Raw genomic sequence first — 22,104 nt, 5'->3', positions numbered from 1 at the left:
TGAGCATTTTTAAAGAGAATCTTTAATTTTAAAAATTATGAAAACCATAGCTTCGGCTGTGGTTTTTTTATGCCCATTTTTTATCACTCACATCCTTTTATACCACTCAAAAATCAGGACTTCAATATGAACACCGCAATTTTAAACCCATCTATACAACAGGTAAGTACCCCATTTATTGCCCCAAAGCTATTCACAGCCAAACGCTTGGTCAATACCAAAAATATGACTCAAGCAGAATGGCTTGAAGTCAGACGTCAAGGTATTGGCAGTAGCGATTGTGCCGCAGCTTGTGGACTCAATCCCTACATGTCGATGCTAGAGCTGTGGATGATCAAGACAGGTCGAGTTAAACAATCCATTGAAGATGAAAGCACAGGTCATGCTCCTTTATATTGGGGCAAACAACTTGAACCTTTAGTCGCTGAATATTACAGCATGCATACCAACAATAAGGTACGTCGCATCAATGCAGTGTTGCAACATCCCGAAGCAGATAAGCATTTTATGTTGGCAAATTTGGATTACTCAGTCGTAGGCAGTGATGAAGTCCAGATTTTAGAATGTAAAACCGCAGGTGAACATGGCGCAAAGTTGTGGCGAGATGGTGTGCCTTTATATGTATTGTGTCAGGTGCAACATCAACTCGCTGTAACAGGCAAAAAGGCAGCGCATATTTGTGTGCTGATCTGTGGTCATGAAACTCGTATCTATAAAGTGGTACGCAGTGAATCAGTCATTCAACATATTATGAATGCAGAGCGTTACTTTTGGGAATGTGTGGAAAATGACACGCCACCTTCAGTTGATGCCAGTGAGTCGGCAGCTAAAGCCATTCAGCAACTCTATCCTCAACATATTCCACTCAGTATCGAAGATCTCAGTCAAAATGAACAAGCCAATCAGTTGTTTGCTCAACTGATTCAAGAAAAGCATCATATTGAAAAACACCAAAACAGCTTTGATGAAACTAAGCATCAAATTCAGATGTTAATGAAAGATGCTGAACGAGCAACTTTTGCCAATGGTTCAGTGACGTGGAAACGATCTAAAGACTCGATTGCTTTAGACAGTAAGGCTGTACTCAAACTTCATCCCGAAATGCTTGAGCAATTTCCACAAAACAAAGCAGGGACACGACGCTTTCAGATTTATAGCGATGATTGAATCCATCACGGCTATATATCTATGAAATATCCATTCTCTTAAAAAGTGCAAAAAACCGCCCCGATTCACCAACACCCGAAGGTGTGGTGAACCCAAATGGCAGTCTTTGCGAAGTCATAGCTTTTCATATTTCTGTTTACTTACATAACAAGGGGTAAGCAGTAAAATTTTATTTATAGGACAAACAACATGATAAAAGGTTTAGCGATTACACCGCCAATACTCGGCAGAATTAGTATCGGTAAAGTGGTCGAAAAGAACGGTAAGCGTCTGCCTGAAAAGGATGACCAATTTACTATTACCAGCCAAATCCAAAATAAAGATGGTTGGGTGAAGCATCCACTTGATGAACAGCTCAGAGCTAAAGCACCGAATCAAAAACTACGCTCTATTCCTGTACGGATGATCTTTAATGATCCTGAACTGAACCTGCGGGCAGAGTACAGTTTATTTGACCGCCAAACAGGACGCCCCATTTGTGTAGGTAATGGAGAAACTTGCCAACGGCTGACCAATCAAGGTGTAGAACAGCATGCATGTCCTTCACCTGACCTATGTCCATTGGCACAAGGCGGCAACTGTAAGCCTTATGGACGACTACATGTCAATCTAGATGAATCGGATGAACTCGGGACGTTTATTTTTAGAACCACTGGTTTTAATAGCATTCGCACACTAGCAGCACGACTGAGTTATTACCATGCTGCTTCTAATGGTTTACTTTCGTGTTTGCCACTGCAACTGACCTTAAGAGGTAAGAGCACTGCACAAAGCTATCGTATCCCGATTTATTACGTGGATTTGACCTTACGTGATGGCATTAATTTGCAGGAAGCGATTACCAATGCAAAGCAAATCAGTGAAAAAAGCAAGGCAGTAGGATTTTATCAGGAAGCATTAGATCATGTGGCAAGGCAGGGTTATGGTAATGCCAGCTTTGAAGTAGGCGGTGAAGAGGGCTTGGATATTGTTGAGGAGTTTTATAATGATGAAAAGAAGCCAGAGCAGCACCAGCAAACGCATGATCTGACCGATGTTCAGTGTATCCAGAAAGGTTTGCAGCAGTCGGTGAAGGCTTTAAATTGATACAGAATCCCTGTGTAAAACATGGGGATTAATTATTAGATTAAATTATCACAGTCTTTATTTTTTAAATATAAAAATGCATGAAACTAAATTTTAGAAAAAGAACTTTACTTACGTCGTAAATGCATTTACATTTTATACATAAATTATTGTTGGCTAAAATAAAGCCAAGGAAAGATAACTAACAAAAATCACCTAAATTTGAGCAAATGCAATATTGATGTTGCATAGAGCCCATAACCAAAAACCAAATTTTACACTTAACAAAATTAGTAAATCTCATAATTTTTTAAATTTTATGGATTTTTCTATCTATTTCTATGGATTTTTTATGTCTTTAATTATTAAAACCCAAGCAAATGGGATTCATCAGCATGAAACTAAAGCTATTGATAAAATTAGAGAAGCATTTAGTGTTGAAGATGAAATGAGAAAATATAGCCCTTGGTATGGTTATGCTGGCTATACTTTGGTGGATCGAATTACTAAGAAAGAGGGGGAGTTTGACCTAATCTTGGTGACAAACAGTGTTGTAATAGTTGTTGAGTTGAAGGATTGGAATGGTAAATCAATAAAATCTGTAAATGGCAACTGGTATATGGATGAACGTGATATGGGAATTTCCCCAGTCTCACTAACACGCCAAAAACAATTCATTCTTGTCAATAAGCTTAAAGCACTTAAAGATAAATTTACAGGTAATCCAGGATTTGTCCCTAGAGTTTATTTTTTTGTTGTAATGTGTGGAAAAGTAAATTTTTCTGGATTACCAGAGGATGAAGCTAATCATGTCATTAGTATTGATAAATTTATCAAATTTTCTAACAAAATTGCATTTAATAAAGAATTTAAACCGCATCCAAATGCTCAACATTTAGATAAGGACTTTGGCTTAATCGATAAAATCTTTGTTACTAATGACACACAACCTAAAAAGGTTATTGTTCAAAAGTATAAGCAGGAGGAAGAACTCCTTGCTCATCCTCAAAAAATTTATACAGAGTATGAGGCAATATCGACCATTTCTCGTTCTGATAAAGCATTAATCAGACAATGGTATTTTGCTAACTTTAAGGAAATGAGCCTTCAATCACCAAAGCAAAGGGCTGCATTACTAAATCATGAACGTATCATTAGTGCCGAATTTCAGCAAAGTAACCAATTATATAAGACTGCTCTTGTACCCTTGATCATGCCTGAAGAGGATCAAATTACTGAACAGTACAATGAGTTGGTTGAATATCGGCAAAGTCATCTTCGTTTTAATGATTTTATCACTAGAATCAACCCTAATTTGTCTGAGGAAGATAAATTAGATTTGATTCAAATTTTAGTGAGTAAATTCGCTGAAATGCATAATCTAGGTATTTCACATGGAGATATTAATTCACACTGTATTTGGATTTCTCCTCAAAAAGATGTCGCTATTTCACACTTTTTAACTTCTAATTCAGAAAATATCGATAATCAGATTGAAGACTTACAATCAAGTCTTACATTTCTTCCAAGAGATTTTCAAGCCAAATTAGCAAATGTATCTGCGTTTAAAAAAGACGTATATATGTTAGCAATAGTTGCTTGGCACTTATGGGAGAATAATCGTTTAACTGCTAAAGCAATAAGTAATGTGTGCGTTAATAGTGACCATTGGATTGCTGACTTAGTAAAAAAGGCAATTACTTTTGAAATTAATGATGCTAGTCAATTGCTTAGAGAATTTAATGCGAAAAGGCCTACGCAAGCAGTAGAGTTTATTGCTGACGTTGCATTATTAGAGGAATATGTTACAGCAGATAAAATATATAAGATTTATCCAGAGGAGGATGAAATCTACGAAGATGTAGATAATAAAACCACTTTATATCGTTCAGGTGATCATCTTGTAAAAGAATGGTCAGATGTTCATTTGGATAGATTCTCATCAAGTGATATTCTTAAATATCAACATTTTTTTGAGCGACTTAAAGAGGCTACAGCCCAAAACTTATCATATTTACCGAATTTAGTACGATATGGTATTTCAACAAAGTCTAGATCTTTATTTGTTGTTTGTGATGTTGTTGAGGGTGTAAAAGTTGACGAAATTGAAGCTGAAAAAGAAAGCAGATTGCAGTTGGCTGCTAACTTGGTAGAGGCGATCATCCATTTACATAAATTGGGCTTACCAATTGGTCGCATTAATCATGATAGTGTGCTGTTCAACTCAGAAAACAGCAGTTTTGTTTTCAATGATATTATTGATATCAGACCATACTTAGATCATAAGAGTGAATATTATCCTGCACATATCGAAAATCCTACCAGTGAGCAGTGCCATAACCATGCCATTATGTATATGGTTTGCCAAATCCTAAGGTTTAAAATAGGTGATGATAGTACAGATTTTAAATGGATTAGTGATGCTGTAAAACTTGAGCTCAATGAAACAGAGTTTCCTTTAGGTGATTTAAATCGTCTATTGGAAAGTATTGAAACTACGCAAATTAACAGCGATACACCAACCATTCGTATTCCAGTACCTGATAAATTCACTGAGCTACAGATTTTTGCCGATAATAAGCGTATCTATGCAGCTTTAGAGAAGGGTCGTAATGGTAATGACATTATGGTCAAGTTACAGGGGATTGGGGGTTCAATTCATTTTATTATAGATCCTAATAGCAAAAGTATTCGCTTTGTGACAGGCGTACGTGAATCTGATGTTGTGCCACATTACGTCATAGATCAGGCTGTGCTAGAAATAGATATTAACTTAAATATTGAGCATTCAATTGGTAGACCAGATTATACAGAACTATCTAGTTTCCTGTTTAATTTGGAGGAATTTTCAACTGCAATTGATGATATTTTGCAAGATCAGTTTAATGACCAAGAGGATATTTTAGAATTAGAGACTGATTTTCCTCAGTCAACTGATGTATTGGATATTGATCAACAGTTACTAATTCATGATTCACAGGATCCTTGTGTCACAGATGAAATTGTAAATAAGATAACATTAGACTATGTCCATAATGATACTAATAAGCTAGCTGCTTTAAATATTGATACAAAGAAATTATGGAAGGCAATCTTAGAAACAGAGACTGAAGCTTTACCATACATTGTTTTATCACAACCGTTGCAATTGGTTGATACCAAAATTTATATTGCAAGATATGAAGATGATAACGATGTATTAGACAAATTTCCGAAAGATGCGTTAATTAGCTTAATCCATAAGACTATTGATTTTAATGGTGAGGATAGAGAGTTCCGTGTAGGTGATATTGATATTCAAAATTCTTTAGCTGGGGAGTTAAGAGTTAAAGGCGTAAAATATGCTGATAAAATTAAGGTAGGACAAGTTTTATATTTACGTACTAAGGCGGATAAATCATCATTTCTTAAACGTAAAAATGCATTAGAACAGATATTAAGACGACAATCTGATATCCCCAATTTAGTTGACTATTTTGAGCCGACTTCACAAATTATCCCCAAGAATTATAATATTACTGTTTCGGATAAAGACTTTGAAAGATACGATCAGAAAGATCAAAATGGAAAAGTAGTTGTCAGTCTGAATGACCTTCAACGTGAAGCATTCCGTAAATTAATTAACTTTGGTCCAGTCTCAATTTTACAAGGTCCTCCAGGAACAGGTAAAACTGAATTTATCGCAGCCTTTGTTCATTATGTTTTTGAAAAGCAAAATGCCAATAATGTTTTAATGGTTAGTCAATCGCATGAAGCTGTTAATACTGCTGCTGAGCGTATTCGTAAACACGCTCAGCGTTTAGAAACACCATTAGAAATTGTACGTTTCAGTAATAGAGAAAATGCCGTATCAAATAACTTAAAAGATGTGTATTCAGACTCTATTATTTCTACACATCGTCATTTGTTTTTAACTGAGATGGAAGATAGAGTTCTATCTTTGAGCCAGTCTATCGGAGTTGATAAAGAATATTTAGCTTGCGCTTTATTTTTGAAGGTAAATCTATTTGGTCACCTATCAAGAATGTTGGTTTCAACAGAGTCTGAAGATGAAAAATTATTGTCTAAAACTGAGTGGAATGGGTTATCGGCTAAGCTGATTGATCGTCTTAAAGATTATTCGCAAGAGCTACATACTTCTTTAATTGGATTGAATAGCCGCCAGATTTTAGATAGAGAAAGTCAAATCTGGGAAATGTTGGATGAGAGTTTTGAGGTGCAAGGTAAAGCTGCTAATAATGCCAAAGCACTTGTACAAATTGCATTTGATTATGATCAATTGATTGATAGTCCAAATGCCAACTATGAGACTTATCTTTCCAAGACACGGCAATTCATCTGCGGGACTTGTGTCGGGATTGGGCATCATTCGATTGATATTGCAAATCAAACATTTGATTGGGTCATTATTGATGAATCTGCGCGATCAATTTCTTCAGAATTAGCTATCGCAATGCAGTCAGCTAAACGTATTTTATTAGTTGGTGATCATAAACAATTGCCTCCTTTGTATTCACCAGAACATGCTAAGGCATTGGCACGTAAATTAGGATTTTCAGAAAAACGTATAGAGGCAAATCTGAAAAGTGATTTTGAGAGACTATTTAATTCACCTTATGGGAAGGTGGTACAAGGGAAACTACTTTCTCAATATCGGATGGCCCCTGCAATAGGTAATATGGTTTCGGATTGTTTTTATGATGACCCACTTAAAACTGAGGTAATTGAACCATTTGAGAAGCCTTATACAAGAGAAATGGTACGAGTTGTGCCGAATATCTATCTTAAATGTTCAGTTCAAGAACTACGATCTACAGTGACATGGGTTGATACGTCTGAGAAGTATAGTGATGGTGTAGGTACAACTTTCTATAACAAACATGAAGCTCGTAAGATTATGGCATTGTTAGAGAAAATTCACTCAGATAAGCAATTATTGAAAGAGTTAAAAGACAGATCAAAGCCAAATGAGCCACCTATCGGTATTATTTGTATGTACGGCGAGCAAAAACGATATTTACGTAAGCAATTTAATTCGAAGTCTTGGGATGAAGAATTTAGATCCTTAGTTAAAATCGATACTGTTGATAGCTATCAAGGAAAAGAGAACAGAATTATTATTTTATCTATTACACGTAATAGTTCTGATAATAAAATTGGTTTTATGAATATGCCAAATCGTATTAATGTGGCTTTATCTCGAGCGATGGATCGGTTGGTAATTTTTGGTGCATCTCGTCTATGGGATATGCCAAGACATAAAGAAAGTCCATTAGGATTGGTTCTTAGTTATATCCTGGAGCGTACAAATGATGATCAGCATTATCAATATATTGCTGATCAGAAACTTGCACCAACTAAGAATCCCAATTCATTGAAATTTAAATATAAAACAAGTTCGAATCGAGGTGGCAATCATGAGTAATTATAGTATTCCTTATCATGATATTGATATCTTAATTCCTTCTCAAAAGTTTGAAGTAAACTTTAGTTATACATCAAGTCAAATGCCTAACTTCATAGATTCTATGATTATGCGTTTATTGCGTATAAGCCCATTGTCTGTGAAGAATATCGCTAAATTTTTAGGCATGAATCAGCGAGAGTCTCGCATTGTATTAGATCAACTCATTACTAATAATGAAGTTGAGCTTCAGCAAGATGGACTTTTTCATTTGACTAATAAATCAATGAAATATTTCACCACGGTAGATTCAATACCGAAAGTTGCATCTATTTTGGAGCATACTCACAGTTTGATCTATGAATTAACCAATTTTAATTATATTGCTCAAAAGCCAGATAACAATATGTATGGCATTAAATTGATTGCGACTAGTACTCATGCTGCAAATAGTGAAAATATCGTTAGGGACCGATTTCAGAAGCAATTTTATCAACTTATCGAAGAGGATATTATTACCTTAAAGAAAATAGAAGGCAGACCTAGTATTTATAAAATGGGTACAGTGAAAAAGGTTAAAGAATGTACTGTTCGTAAGTCGCTCGATCTTCATGTTGATGCTCAGGCTGAACCACAAGCCATAAAAGTTTTGGACTCGATTATGAGTGATGAACTCAAAGATAAAACTTATCAAGCATTGGGGCAAAGTAAAAAGGGTAACAATATTCGTGATATTTTGAATAATCTAGATGGGTTTGAGCAGTTAAAACTTAATCAATATTTTAAGGATGGCCGTTTTCTAGCACCTAATGCTTTATTTGATAGTATTAATCCTATTGAAAGTAAATCATCTGATGGAAATCATTTGTTTATTGGTCCTTGCTATAGTCAGAGCAATTCAAAGATTATATTGAATAAAATTAAAGAAAGCATTGCTAAGAATCATCAAGTCAGCAGTATCTACTGGTTAGCGCCAGATGATGTCTTTTGGGGTAAATCACTAAGATTCAATACTTTTATTAATGCTTTAGGGCAAATTAAGACTAAACAGAATACTGATTTACAACTGAAATGCTTTTTACCGATGCATGATGAACAAGATCGAACTTCTGTAAATAATTACCGTAAGATTATTGCGAAAGATCAGCAAAAGTATTTTTATGGGATTAAGGATGGGATACTTGACGGTAATTTTGAACTTATTGTTGTTAAAAATGAATTTGCTGTAATTGTTCTACATGTTTTAGACTCAGAAGCTGAGTATTTAACATCATTTCCTTTTGGTTCAATTAGTTATGATAAACAGTTGGTGAATGGTTTAGTTAGTTTGTTTGAAGCATGGGAAAGACCAAAAGATGACGGTGGAATTAGTTTTGGCCAAATGTTTAAAAAACATAGCCAATCGTAAGCTATCTTTTTAATGGTTAAAATTAAGTGACTTATTATTCAAAGTGACGAGTTACTTACTTTACATCTCGCAATCAATTGCGTGAATTTAACTTTACAGCATGTGGTGAATCTTCAATATACGATTTAAGCAGCAAAGGAAATAGACCAACAAAGTAAAGCTGTAAGCTTTAATCAAAATGCTTTAGATGCAACAGCTAGATTAAGTTCTAGTAATGCACAGTTTGAGATAAATTTGGAGGAAGGATTAGATTTAGTGGAGGATTTTTATACTGATGAGGCTGAGCAAACTCAGCTTGAGTTTGAAGTCAAGGCGAAGTCTAAACTCTCTAAGGAGCCAAGTTCTGTAGAGGATATTCAACAAGGGCAAGGGAGTGTTAGGGCGGTGAATTAGTCCATTTTCTAAATTTAGTTTTGATAATGGTTGGAGAAATAAAACGTATTTATCAGATGATTAGATATTTCACATAAACCAAATCATTAGGATTAAAGAAGTCATTGCAGTTACGGATATTAGCCGTTCAGTTATATATGAAAAACTTAATCCTCAATCTAAATGTTAGATTCAACATTTCCTAAGCCAATTAAGTTGAGTGTGAATTGTGTTGGTTGGTCGGCATTTGAGGTAAACCAATGGATTGAGCGAAGGTTAGCAAGTCGATAGTTAGGGGGCGAAAGCTCCCAAATTTGAAGTAGTTTAGTTTTTGCAAAGAAATAGATTTCATGTATATTAGAAAGAAATAAAATTTATAAATAATAGGGTTTTATATGACAGAGGAGCTGCCTGACAGTGCAATATCATCTTGGGGAGGCTTCGTCTATCAAGGAAAGATAGCACTTTTTCATTCTATTAAGCTTCTATTGGATGAAAGCTTCGAGGGGAAAGAAGTCAAGAAATTTGCTTTACAGTTGGATAGTACTGATGACTTTGCCATTTATTCGGATGGTATTGCAATATCGGTTCATCAAGTTAAGGCTAAGGCATCTCCTTATAGATCTGCATTTGAAAAAGCACTAAATAAGTCGTCAAAAATATGTATAGATTGTTGTCCTAATACAAAAAGATACTTCCATATAGCTAATGAAATTGATGATTCTAGTGATTATGAAAATGAGAAAAAAGCAATAGTTGAATTTTATAAATATGATGAAGATTCTTATTGTAAATTAGATCGAATTGAGAGAGTAATTAAAGAAAAAATAGAAGAATATTTGAATAAGAATTCTTTGGAAAACTCTTTGCTACTTGTAGAGCAGAAATATCATTATTTATCAGAAATGATCACTTCAAAAGTTATTGAAATTCATTCCTTGATCCATCGGGGAACAAGTCAGAATAGAGCGGCCTATGAAAATACAATTGAAAGTGATTTAATTTTAGAAATTTTAATTACAGACTTTAATTTAGTACAGGATCTTCCATATGAGATGAGAAGGTTGCGAAATCTTTTTGCTGATACTTTGGAAAATTATGTATGTGAGAGTAATGAATATTTTACAATACAACAAATAGGCTTATTTAATGAGGTTTTTAAGCATATTTATAAAATGGATGATGCTGAGTTAGAATATATAAAACAATCTATCCGCTTATCATCTTCTGATCAAATAAGGAATGATGATGTAAGTACTTATGCTGAAATCATTACCGATATCTCAGCTAGTATTGTATTGGTTGACCTTCCTCATTATTCTAAAGAGTTAAAAAAATACTTACCTACAGCCTTGAAATTGCAAGATAGACGTGCTGAATCATTTAAAACTAAATTGATAGAACAACTTCGTAGTAATAATTTATTAGTAAAAATTTTATATGAGTACAATATTTTAATATCAGGTAGTGAAGTTCACAAAAATATTGAAATTAATGCTTATAATGACAGTGTAACACGAATCACTATCGATGATATTGAGGCTGAAAATCATATATTAAAAGAGCTTCCAGTAAAAGTAATTTGTACCAATGCAGCGCAAAGCGAGTTAAATAATGCTTAAAAAAATTATGCACGAAGCTGTGAAAGATTCAGGATTTATTTTAGAAAAGTCTTCAGATAATACAAATTTTTTCATTAAAGAAAATGGTGGAGCTCAAAGGTACTTAATTGTACATGTCTTAGATCAGCTATTATCTGTTGAAAGTATTCATAAGCTAATCAATGAATCTCTTCCAGATAAAATGCAAAAGCAACCTGCTTTTAAGAAAAATTGTGATTTAATTATTATTTACAAAGTTAATTTTTTAAATGATTTTAATGAAATAGAAGAACAAGTTTTAGAAATAGAAGAAAACCCTTTTTACTTCAAAAAATATTTTTTTTATTATTCAGATGCTGAAGAAAAACTACTTCTTGGAAAAAGTTATGAGGATTTTAAGAGTCAAATTAAGAAAATGGATGAGTTTGATGAATACAAAAAAGATCCTCTAAAACCTTCATTCCATAGTTTGGTTACAAGATTGTTTATTAAATTTCCATTTCTAGAAATTCCAAAATTTAGTAAATCATTTCAAAATCTGTTTGATAGTGTAAGTGAAAAAGTAAATGCTGAAAATTTAGTCAAAACCTATGATTTGATTGGAAAATATGAAGCAGATAGTATTGATGAAGTTATAGCGGAGTTATTAAGTGAAGAATTGGAAAATATCAAAGCTTCAGATTCAAGCATTTAAAGCATTTACAAAGATAGAATTTGATTTCAATAAGTCTTCATTGATTACTTTAGAAGGTCCAAATGGGTATGGAAAAACATCTACTTTTGATGCTATTGAATTGTTATTTACAGGAAAAATATCTAGAATATCAGATCTTTATAAGCTTGTGATGGTTGAGACAAAAAAGAAGTTCAAAGATAATCTATATTGGAACAAAAAAAGTGGTGAGGTTGATTTAAAAATTAAAGTAGAGTTGATGAATGATCATGATGATGAAAAACTGTTTTTTGTTAGAATGGGGTTTGTCAATGATTTAAAAGTCGAAATTAATAATAAAGCTAATAATTTTGATATTTTTAGTTTATATAAATTAGATGATTTTAACTCTGAACCTACTGAGAATAAGTTAGAAAATAATTTTTTTGAACAGTTTTTTGGTGAAAGTTTTTGTTCTAACTATTCAATGTTAAATTATTTACACCAAGGTCAGAGTCAATTTATTTTTTCGAAAAAAATCACTGATCGTAAGAAGGCTTTGGAAGAACTAATAAAAACAACTGAAATAAAGAAACGTATTGATATTTGTAATAAAGTCGAAAGTAAATTAACAAAACAGGAAAAAGTACAAAAGGTAGAAATTGATGAGATAGATGCTAAGTTAAAAAATATCTTGGAAAAAAATATTTCTGAAAATGAATATGATGTTATATATAAAAAAATATCTACACAAAGAACATCTCCAAAATGGGATGATGAAGAAATTTTTTTACAAGAGGCTGATGTAAATTATAATAATTTTATAAAAGAAATTGATCTATTAATAGAGTGTTGTAAAAGAAAAGAAGATATACGCATAAGAAATCAAAATTCAGCTATTGAAAAATTTATCATTGATAATGATAGTTCTTTGTTGCTGCTTGTATCTATAGGTAAGCATATAAGTAATTTTGATAATCTTCAATTGATTAATAAAAGACTCTTAGAGGTTGATCAAATTTTATTGATATTGGATAAGGATTTTAATGCTATTTCTCAAGAGGAAATTACAAAATTAAGTTCTTTAGGGGTGTTTATTTCAGATAAACTTAAAGAAAATATTATTGAGAAAGATAAGAAATTAGCATTGCTCTCAGAAAAAAAAGCGAAGTTATTAGAGCTTAATAAAATGCGAGAGGATTTATTTGAAAAACATAAACAAAGTTTTGGTGAGGATGGAACTATATGCGCTTTATGTGGGGTGGATTGGGGAAGTGTAGAAAAACTTATTGAAAATATAAGGGTGATTTCAGATTTATATTCAAAAGAAATTGGAAGTTCAACAGAAGATCTAAGTAAGGTCTATCTGATTATTTCTTCTGAGTTAAAGTTGATTAAAGAGTTATATATAAAAGAAAAAGATGCTTTTTTAAAAGATTTTAATATTAATTTGTTCACCAAATTAAATATAAGCCAAAACTTTTTTAAAACCTTGAACGGTTTGAGTTCTCGTCTTGAGAAAATGGCAATAAGTTATTCTTCTGAATATACAGATGATGATATTGAATTGGAAATTAGAAAAGATAAAATTATTTCTAATTTAAGAGGTTTAAAAAAAATAGAAGGAGATGTTCTACCTGTAGGGTGGGAGGAAGCTATAAGTGTAACTTTTGAGAAACATAAAGATTTCTATGACTTAATGGAAGATGATTTAAATCATAAGAAAAACTATGTAAATAAAAAGTTTAAAGACTTTAAGGATTTTGAACTTCAGCAGACGAAAAAATTGTTAAAGGAAAAGAGTGATTTATATAATGCAAACTTAAATGCAAAAGCTAAAATAATTAGGTTGAAAAAAATACTAATTGAAACTGAACGTGATTACTCTTCAAGAATTATCGCTAATATTGAATTAATATTTCATATCTATAGTGGGCGCTTAATACAAAATTATCAACGTGGTCTAGGACTGTTTATAGACTATGCAGAAGGGCAGCAAATTCGCTTCTGTACTGCGGAAAGTTCTGACCATGATGCGACACTAGCAATGAGTTCTGGTCAATTGGCTGCATTGAGTCTAGCTTTTTTCTTATCTTTAAATAGAGTTTATTCCGAGAACTCTTTAGTTTTAATTGATGATCCTGTGCAATCCTTAGATGAAATCAATATTGCCTCTTTAACTGACTTATTACGTTGTGAGTTAAAAGACAGACAGTTAATCATTTCCTCACACGAAGATGATATTTCTAGATATATGAGATATCGCTTTGAACGGGCTGGTTTATCTCAAGTATCGATTCATATGCAGAGCCATAATACAGATAGTGTAATTCAATGAAACTAAAAAAGACTAAATTGAATAGCACGTCAGAGATTGTCACACTTATGGGAAGGCGTGAGTAAAAGCCTAGGATTGAGCCTTTTTTAAATGGTAATCTATGCAAATTGCGGAATTTATGTTTTTGGGATTACTTAATGCCTACATTAAATTGGATAGGAAAAGAAGCGGTTGAAAAACATCATAAAGATGTTCCTTATAGGTTGCTTGAGCCTGTAGCTGAACTTTCATGCGGTGATGAACATAGTGGTAATCTTTTAGTGCAGGGGGATAACCTTCATGCATTAAAGGCCCTTTTGCCACGTTATGCTGGAAAAGTAAAATGTATTTATATTGATCCACCATACAATACAGGCAATGAAGGTTGGGTTTATAATGATAATGTTAATAGTCCTGAGATACGTAAGTGGTTGGGTGAGGTTGTAGGAAAAGAAGGTGATACTTTAGATCGACATGACCGTTGGTTGTGTATGATGTATCCCCGATTGTTGTTGTTAAAACAGTTTTTGGCTACAGATGGGGTTATATTCGTATCGATTGATGATTATGCAATACATCATTTAAGATTATTGATGGATGAAATTTTTGGAACTAAAAATCGTTTAGAAAGCTTTGTATGGAGAACAGATGGTAATTTTGATAATCAAGCTAAAATAAAAAACTGTCATGAATATATTTTAATGTATTCAAATAATGCTGCACTTTTTCCCCACCCTAAAGTTATTGATCCAAGTGTGGGAGAAAATAGTAAGTTAAATAAAAATATTATTCAAAATACGATTGTAAAAAATGGTCCTAAAAATCCAATGAGTTCTGTGCTATTGCCAGCTGGATTTCCTTGTACAGTGGATGAGGTGATAATTCCAAAGAGAACGGATGCTTATCCTCATTACGATAGCGATGTAGTAATTAAAGAGGGAAAATTAGTTTATCCAGTTAATGCTACTAGTGGTTGGTCATCCAAAAATATTTTATTAGATTTTATAAATAATAATTTAGAAGCAGTTTTTGATTCTAAAGATCAGCTAACAGAATTTGTTATTACGCACACTGGTGCCATCGAATCTAGAAAAGTAAGAAATAGTGCTAGTCATGTTGTATCAGTAATTAATGGTGTAGGCAGTACCCAGTCTCAAAAAGCTGAATTGGAAAAAATGGGTTTTGATTTTCAATATCCTAAACCAGTAGATTTGATTAGATATCTAATTTCTATGATAGCTGGTAACGATTTTATTGTGATGGATTCATTTGCTGGATCTGGATCTACAGCACATGCAGTTTTAAAACAAAATAGTCTAGATGATGGTAATAGAAAATTTATTCTTGTTGAATTGGAAGATGGGATTGCTAAAACAGTGACAGCTAAAAGAATAAATATGGCTATCTCTGGATATGAATATATTGGTAAGCATAAAAACACTATTTATTCTCATAAATTAACACTTAATAGTCTGAAAAATAGTGAGAAATTGTTGAGCAAGTTAAGTGAAATTCAAGATGAAAATAGAGATAAATATTCTAATATTAAAACAGTCATTGAAAGTGATTTTATATCATTAATAGGTGAAATCACTGTCACAGAAAAAACAAAACCATTAGGTAGTGGATTTCAATACTGTACGTTATCAAGTGAGCCATTATTCCAATCAGATGGTCAAATACGTTCGGATGTGTCATTTGCTCAGTTAGCAGAGTTTATTTGGTTTTCTGAAACAGGAACTGGTTATACAGGCAAAGCGAACTCACCTTTACTAGGTATATTCGAAGGACGAGCTATTTATTTACTATATAACGGAATTTTAAAAGATCTTACAGAACAAGGTGGTAATATTTTAACAAAGCAGGTCTATGATGTTCTTCCCAAATTTGATGGGGGAAAAGTGATTTATGCAGCAGCTAATCGTTTAGGGGTAAAAGCTAAACGTGAAAATATAACATTTAAACAAACACCTTATGCGCTAGAGGTTTAAGTCATGACTGCATTTATTGCTAAAGAATATCAGAATCAAGTTTTAGAAAGTGTACAAACATATTTTCAAGCATGTCATGAATTTGAGAATGCTTCGACCGCATTTTATGCAACTACTGAAAGATTATGGGGAAAAGGGCAAACTTATAATGCTTTGAATGGTTTTGCCTTAGATATGCCGTACTTTTGCTTACGTGTACCTACAGGTGGAGGGAAGACATGGTTGGCAAGCAAGAGTGTCACATTAGTTAATAAGCATTTTTTAAGAGTTTCTCAAAGTGTCGTTTTATGGTTGGTGCCAAGCAAGACGATACGTGAACAAACTATTACTGCTTTAAAAAATAAACAACATCCATATTCAGCAGCTTTACGTGAAGCAGGTGAAGTTACAGTTATGGATATTGAAGAGGCAAAAAGCATTACTCGTTCAACGCTTTTAACTTCAACAGTTGTTATTGTTGCTACACGCCAAGCCTTTCAAGTAGAAGAAGAAGAAAGTAGAAAGGTTTACCAGAACAATGGTGCGCTAATGCATCATTTTGAGCATCTAACAGCAGAACAAAAGTCAGAGTTGTTAACAGAGGGTGAAGGGAGTGATCTAATAGTTCCAAATTCTTTAGCTAACGTTCTTAGATTACATCGGCCCTTTATTATTGTAGATGAAGCACATAATAGTCGTACTGAACTTGCTTTTGATATGTTAGCTCGTTTTAAGCCAAGTGGTATTATGGAGCTTACAGCAACACCAGATACAGTGAGAACTCCAACCAATGTTTTACATAGCGTCTCTGCTGCTGAATTAAAAGCAGAACAAATGATTAAATTGCCGATTGTTTTAGAAACAGAATCAAATTGGCAACAATGCTTAGCATATGCGATTCATAAAAGAGAGTCTTTAGAACATATAGCGTTAGAAGAACAGAGACAAGGTTTTGAATATCTGAGACCGATAGTACTTATTCAAGCCGAAGCAAAAAGTAAAGTTCGTGAAACATTGGATATTTATGCTGTACTTAATGAACTAGAAAATAATCAGAATATTCCAAGAGAGCAAATCGCTCTTGCCACAGGAGATGAGAAAGAACTTGAAGAAATTACAGCAAAATATCCTAAAGGAATTTTAGATAAGGCTTGTAAAATTAAGTATGTAATTACTCAAAAAGCTTTAGCTGAGGGTTGGGATTGCCCATTTGCTTATATTTTAGTGAGTATGGCTTCTGTGCAATCAAGTACAGCAGTTGAGCAATTATTAGGGCGTATTCTTAGACAGCCAAATGCATCACATAGACAGAGTGAACAGTTAAATCAATCTTATGCTTATGTTGTATCAAAAAGTTTTTCTGACACAGCTGAAACTTTGAGAGATAGCCTAGTTGAAGGGGCTGGTTTTGATACTAAAGAAGCGGCTGAATTTGTTAAAGCAGGTACGGGTGAGCAAGCTCGTTTGGACTTTGGAAATTCTAAAATTATTGTGAAACCAATAACAATTCCGTTACCTGAAAAGCCAGATTTAAAGTCTGTTACACCTACGATAAAAAAGAAAGTAGAATGGAATAATAAAACCAATGAATTGACGATTATTACCCCGTTGACTAAAGAAGAGACTGTGGAACTAACGAAAACTGTTTCACAACTAGAGTCAGTGCAGCAGATTGAGAAAGGGGCCGAGGTTAGCCGTCAATCTATCGAATATTTTCAGACACCTGCGGAATTGGGTAAAGAGTTTAAAGTCCCACTATTAGCATTATCGGTTCAGGGCGAGCTTCAATTATTTGATGATCCAGAAGTTCTTGAATATCCTTGGAATTTAACAACAGTAGATGCAAAAATTTTGCATGATGATATTTCAATTTTAAATTCAGCTTATGCTTCAAATGATTTTGGAACTTTAGATATTGATGAGACTAAAGGTAAGGTAAAAGTTACTTTTCTTCCAAAACTTCAGAGAGATTTAGGTTTGGTGTATAAACCTGAAAATTGGGATGAAGTCAAATTAGCAACTTGGTTATGTAAGAATATCTTAGAAGAATCATTAACTCATGAGGCTAAACGAAATTTTGTTCTTGCGTGGCTAAATGATTTGTTAAGTAAAGATGATTTTGATTTGGCTCGAACAAATACTCAGAAATATATAATTCGTCAGTTGATTGAAAAAAGAATTAATATTTTACGAAAGGAAGCTGTTAATGATGCTTACCAAAATTTCTTATTTGGCAATGATGAGCTTCATCAAATAACAGTCTCAAATGAACAAGAATATCAGTTTAATTTCCATCCAAATGTTTATGCACCTTCTCGCGATGATAATGGTGAATACGGATATTATGCATTTAACAAACATTACTATGGCCGTATTGGGGCTTTTGATAGTGGTGAAGAGTTTGCTTGTGCATGTTGGTTGGATCAGCAAGCAGTTAAAGGAAATATTGAGTTTTGGGTGAGAAACTTAGTTCGTAAAGAAGGCTGTTCTTTTTACTTGCAAAAGGGAAATGGTCGCTTCTATCCAGATTTTATATGTAAACTACCTAATGGAAAAATTTTAGTGGTTGAATATAAAGGGGCTGATAAGTGGGAAGCTGCTAAGGATGATCGCCAAATTGGGGAGCTATGGGCTAATTTATCAGAAGGACAATGTAAATTTATTATGATTAAAGATAAGCGCTTCGATCTGATTGAGAGCTTGTTAAGCTAATTTAAGTAATAGTTGGGAGAGTACATGAAGTTAATTCATATCATTGATACCGATCAAAATATGTGGATTGATGTTGATGTATTCTTTCAACAATCTGAAATGGAACTTACACAATGGCGTAGTCAAATAAGGGAGCAATATAAAAGGAATAAAACCAAGCCTCATTTTACATGTGCTTGGTGTCAATCACCTGTAACCCTCGCTAGACGTACAGATCACATGCAGATCAACACTTCGGCAACATTCTTTTTCAGACATATTCCTGAGTTGGAAAATACCCCAAACTTCAAGTGTCCTGTAAAGCATATTAAAAAGCTATCGGAGCAAGAAAAAACTGCTTTAAAGTATCAGATTGCGAAAGAAACCCAACAACATAAATTGCTAAAAGAGAATATATATAAGAGTCTACAAGTAGATGAATCTTTTAGTGATATTCATATTGAACAAGTTCGTAAAAGCATTGACCTAAAGCAATGGCGTAGACCAGATGTATCTTCGTTATATAAAAAGCAATTAGTTGTTTTTGAAGGACAACTTTCTACAACTTTTTTGAATGTGATTATTGATCGTAAGATTTTTTATCAAGATAACAATGCTTGCTTACTATGGATTTTTAATCATTTTGAACCAACAGAAAAAGCGAAGAAGCAGTCAATGCAAGATATTTACTACAACAATAATGCAAATGCATTTGTAGTAAATGATTCTACAGTCGCGCAATCAATTAAATCAAAAGCTTTTACTTTAGAGTGTCATTATCTAAAGCCTGAAATACAGAATAATCAGATTGTTAATAAATGGAATAAAGAGTTCATTGAGTTTCAAAATTTAGTCCATAACGAATTTACAAAGCAAATATACTTTTTTGATTATGAAGCTGAATATCGAAAGTTAAAGCAAAAATTAGGCTTACGACATAGTTATTTACAAGAGAGTAAGAATCAAAAAGATAAACTAAAAGTTCAAAAATATATCGAATCACTAGAACAGGTTGATCTTGAAACACAAGTTCCATCAAAAACTAAATCTGAATTATTGGTCGAGTTTACTAAACTATGGATAAAAACTCATTATCTTACTGACAATCAATTCAACTATGAGTGGTTCTCTATTCGTAAGGAGATTGAGCTAATGGGAATTAGTACTCCTAAATATCTTTTACATGCGCCCTATAAAACAGTGGTTAACTCAATTTTAAGTGCAAAATTTGGCTATGCTGTAGGTAATAATATTGATGATATGGTGAGTGTGGCTCATAACTTGATGGAACATCATCCAGCTTACATTAAGCATTTTATGCTTACTTTAAAAGTAACTGGAAAAGCTAACTTATTGAATGAGAGAGATAGTTCGGGTAAATGGAAAGAACGCTATAAAAAATATACCCAACAGTCAGAGGATGCCAAAATTTATAATCATGATTTAAATCAATTTATTGAGTTTTTAGTACCTGAGTTTGAAGGACGTTTGATTTCTTGGGGGGAAGGTAGTACACCTTATTCTAACGCACAATTTGGTGGAGTAAACCAATAATGAAATCTCAAAACCCTTATAATATTACTTCTATAATCATTCATCTGAATGATTGCACAGTGCTAGGAAGAATATCAGATATTTGAAAGTTTTAGATGGTATTTATAAATGCTTGAATAAATTATAAATATGATATTGTTGAAAAATTAATTTTTGGTTTCTAAAAAATGACAAAGATGAGTTGTACGAATATATTGGGGCATAATTATGTCCTAATAGGCGAAAAGCAAAACAAGATCTTGAAAAAACATGAGCATTTAAATCTAGCTCCTTCATATAGAGGAATCTATAAATGCTCATACTGTGGTAAAGAAATAACATCCCTTTCGTATATAAATCCTAAATTCTAATATTAATTCTATTACTTTGGTAAGAGCGTGACTTTCGATCTAAGCTCTTTTATGTTTAGGAAAAGGCACAGTTTTATTACGTAAACTATCAATAAAATCTGACCAGTCCTGCATCATCTTGGTTCGATATTCTAAATGTTGAGCATGGTTGTAAGCCTGCGATACAGCATTACCAACCCTATGAGCTAATTGAATTTCAATTGCATCATGCATGTAGCCCTGTTCATGTAAGGTTGTAGAAGCAAGTCCACGGAAACCATGTCCAGTCATTTTCCCGTTATAGCCCATTGTACGGATTACACACAAAATTGCATTACTACTCATAGGGTTGGCTGTGCTGTGGTTATAAAAAACATACTGTTTTTTGCCTGTGAGTGGTAATAAGCTCTTTAGTAGTTCAATTGCTTGCGTAGATAATGGAACGAGATGAGGCAAAGCCATTTTCATTCTTTCGGCTGGTATACGCCATATCTTGTTGTCAAAATCGATTTCACTCCATTCCATCATTCTGAGTTCAGCAGTCCTTACAAAAGTTAGAGTCATAAACTGAATCGCAGTTTTGATCACAGGATTACCATGATAACGATCCATGCGTTCAAGAAAAGGAGGGAACTCCGAAATATCCAATCGAGCCATATGCTTCACTTTACGAGGCTTTAAGGCTTCGTGAAGGTGAGGTGTTGGATCATTCTCAATTAATCCTTTACGAATCGCAAAACGGAAAATACGCCCAGTCAAAGGAATAGAGCGTTTTGCCATTTCTTGTGCGCCACGTGCTTCAATTTTTTTAGCACATGCCAGTACATCTTTCCCTTTGATTTGATCGATAGGCATGTTACCCAATGCAGGGAATATATCTTTTTCAAAAACAGATAAATCACGTAGGTAGGTTGCTTCTTTGATAACGGCTTTACGGTCTTCCATCCACTCCATCGCAAGGACTTTAAATAGCCTACTTTCATCAGTTTGCTGAAGGCGGTCATTCTTTATGGCATTAGGGTCAATATTTTTATAAAGCTGTATACGAGCTTCATCACGGGTGCGACGAGCTTGAGCTAATGAGATTTCAGGATAGCTCCCAATGGTTAAAGTACTTTCACGACCATTGAAGCGATACTTCAATCGCCAGAACCTTCCGCCTGAAGGCGTGACCTCAAGGTACAGCCCTTTTTCATCGGCATAACGCTTTTTCTTTTCAAGCGGTTTTATTTTTCTAACGTGAGCATCTGTCAGCATTTTTAGCTATTTCTTTGGAATTTGGGGGACGATTTATAGTATAACCAAATCATCCCCCACTTGTCCCCCATGATATTTCAGGAGTACAAGGATAGCCAAGGATTTAAAAGAACATTAAAAAAGGCTTAAACTATTGTAGTTTAAGCCTTTAAGGTATGTTTCGGTATTTTTAAAACAGAATCTTGGCGGTGAGAGAGGGATTCGAACCCTCGATACGCGCAAACGTATACACACTTTCCAGGCGTGCTCCTTAAGCCACTCGGACACCTCACCAAGGCGAGCGATAATAACCAAAAAAAAGAGCTCTGCCAAGCTGA

General features: G+C 33.6%; 11 protein-coding genes, 1 tRNA gene and 2 pseudogenes. 12 read left to right on the top strand and 2 right to left on the bottom strand.

The genetic code is table 11. The features are described from left to right. Window positions 1–126 precede the first annotated feature (126 nt). The 12 genes and pseudogenes from CDA10_RS03595 (at window position 127) to CDA10_RS03545 (ending at window position 20,201) form a co-directional block, all read left to right on the top strand. Window positions 127–1,167, top strand: coding sequence for a YqaJ viral recombinase family nuclease (locus CDA10_RS03595; protein WP_005146769.1), 1,041 nt, complete (start codon window positions 127–129; stop codon window positions 1,165–1,167). A gap of 189 nt (window positions 1,168–1,356) precedes the next feature. Next, window positions 1,357–2,253, top strand: coding sequence for a recombination directionality factor (locus CDA10_RS03590; RefSeq protein WP_005146768.1), 897 nt, complete (start codon window positions 1,357–1,359; stop codon window positions 2,251–2,253). A 331-nt stretch (window positions 2,254–2,584) separates the two neighbouring features. Next, window positions 2,585–7,657 carry an AAA domain-containing protein gene (locus tag CDA10_RS03585; RefSeq protein WP_005146767.1) on the top strand — a complete coding sequence of 1,691 codons (5,073 nt, stop codon included), beginning with the start codon at window positions 2,585–2,587 and terminating at the stop codon, window positions 7,655–7,657. Then, the gene (locus CDA10_RS03580) at window positions 7,650–9,044 is read left to right on the top strand and encodes a hypothetical protein (protein ID WP_005146766.1); all 1,395 of its coding nucleotides are present in this window, start codon (window positions 7,650–7,652) and stop codon (window positions 9,042–9,044) included. Before CDA10_RS03585 ends, CDA10_RS03580 begins: the two co-directional genes overlap by 8 nt. Window positions 9,045–9,125: 81 nt before the next feature. Next, window positions 9,126–9,437, top strand: a pseudogene (locus CDA10_RS17155) (hydrolase or metal-binding protein); the annotation flags it as partial. A 64-nt stretch (window positions 9,438–9,501) separates the two neighbouring features. Continuing rightward, a pseudogene (locus tag CDA10_RS03575) lies at window positions 9,502–9,707 on the top strand (helix-turn-helix transcriptional regulator). A gap of 104 nt (window positions 9,708–9,811) precedes the next feature. After that, window positions 9,812–11,038, top strand: coding sequence for an ABC-three component system protein (locus CDA10_RS03570; RefSeq protein ID WP_089604137.1), 1,227 nt, complete (start codon window positions 9,812–9,814; stop codon window positions 11,036–11,038). Continuing rightward, window positions 11,031–11,711, top strand: a complete 681-nt coding sequence (locus CDA10_RS03565; RefSeq protein WP_032027699.1) for an ABC-three component system middle component 1 — start codon at window positions 11,031–11,033, stop codon at window positions 11,709–11,711. Before CDA10_RS03570 ends, CDA10_RS03565 begins: the two co-directional genes overlap by 8 nt. Beyond that, the gene (locus CDA10_RS03560) at window positions 11,668–14,007 is read left to right on the top strand and encodes an ATP-binding protein (RefSeq protein ID WP_089604136.1); all 2,340 of its coding nucleotides are present in this window, start codon (window positions 11,668–11,670) and stop codon (window positions 14,005–14,007) included. The genes CDA10_RS03565 and CDA10_RS03560 overlap by 44 nt, the downstream gene beginning before the upstream one ends. A 137-nt stretch (window positions 14,008–14,144) precedes the next feature. Continuing rightward, window positions 14,145–15,977 (top strand): site-specific DNA-methyltransferase, encoded by a 1,833-nt coding sequence (locus CDA10_RS03555; RefSeq protein ID WP_032027697.1) that lies wholly within the window; start codon window positions 14,145–14,147, stop codon window positions 15,975–15,977. A gap of 3 nt (window positions 15,978–15,980) precedes the next feature. After that, entirely contained in the window at window positions 15,981–18,668 is a 2,688-nt protein-coding gene (locus CDA10_RS03550; RefSeq protein WP_043041486.1) for a DEAD/DEAH box helicase family protein, read from the top strand. 24 nt (window positions 18,669–18,692) lie between these two features. Further along, complete coding sequence (locus tag CDA10_RS03545; protein ID WP_032027694.1) at window positions 18,693–20,201, top strand: DUF6035 family protein; 1,509 nt, start codon at window positions 18,693–18,695, stop codon at window positions 20,199–20,201. 389 nt (window positions 20,202–20,590) lie between these two features. Here CDA10_RS03545 and CDA10_RS03540 read toward each other — a convergent pair whose 3' ends face one another. Together CDA10_RS03540 and CDA10_RS03535 are read right to left on the bottom strand one after the other, a co-directional pair. Next, entirely contained in the window at window positions 20,591–21,787 is a 1,197-nt protein-coding gene (locus tag CDA10_RS03540; RefSeq protein ID WP_032027693.1) for a tyrosine-type recombinase/integrase, read from the bottom strand. 183 nt (window positions 21,788–21,970) lie between these two features. After that, window positions 21,971–22,060: transfer RNA gene (locus CDA10_RS03535), tRNA-Ser, on the bottom strand. Window positions 22,061–22,104 lie beyond the last annotated feature (44 nt).

The sequence above is a fragment of the Acinetobacter piscicola genome (genome assembly GCF_002233755.1).
Taxonomy (GTDB): Bacteria; Pseudomonadota; Gammaproteobacteria; order Pseudomonadales; family Moraxellaceae; genus Acinetobacter; species Acinetobacter piscicola.
The sequence above is the reverse complement of the archived record's forward strand: the minus strand, read 5'-3'. Positions and strand labels throughout refer to the sequence as shown.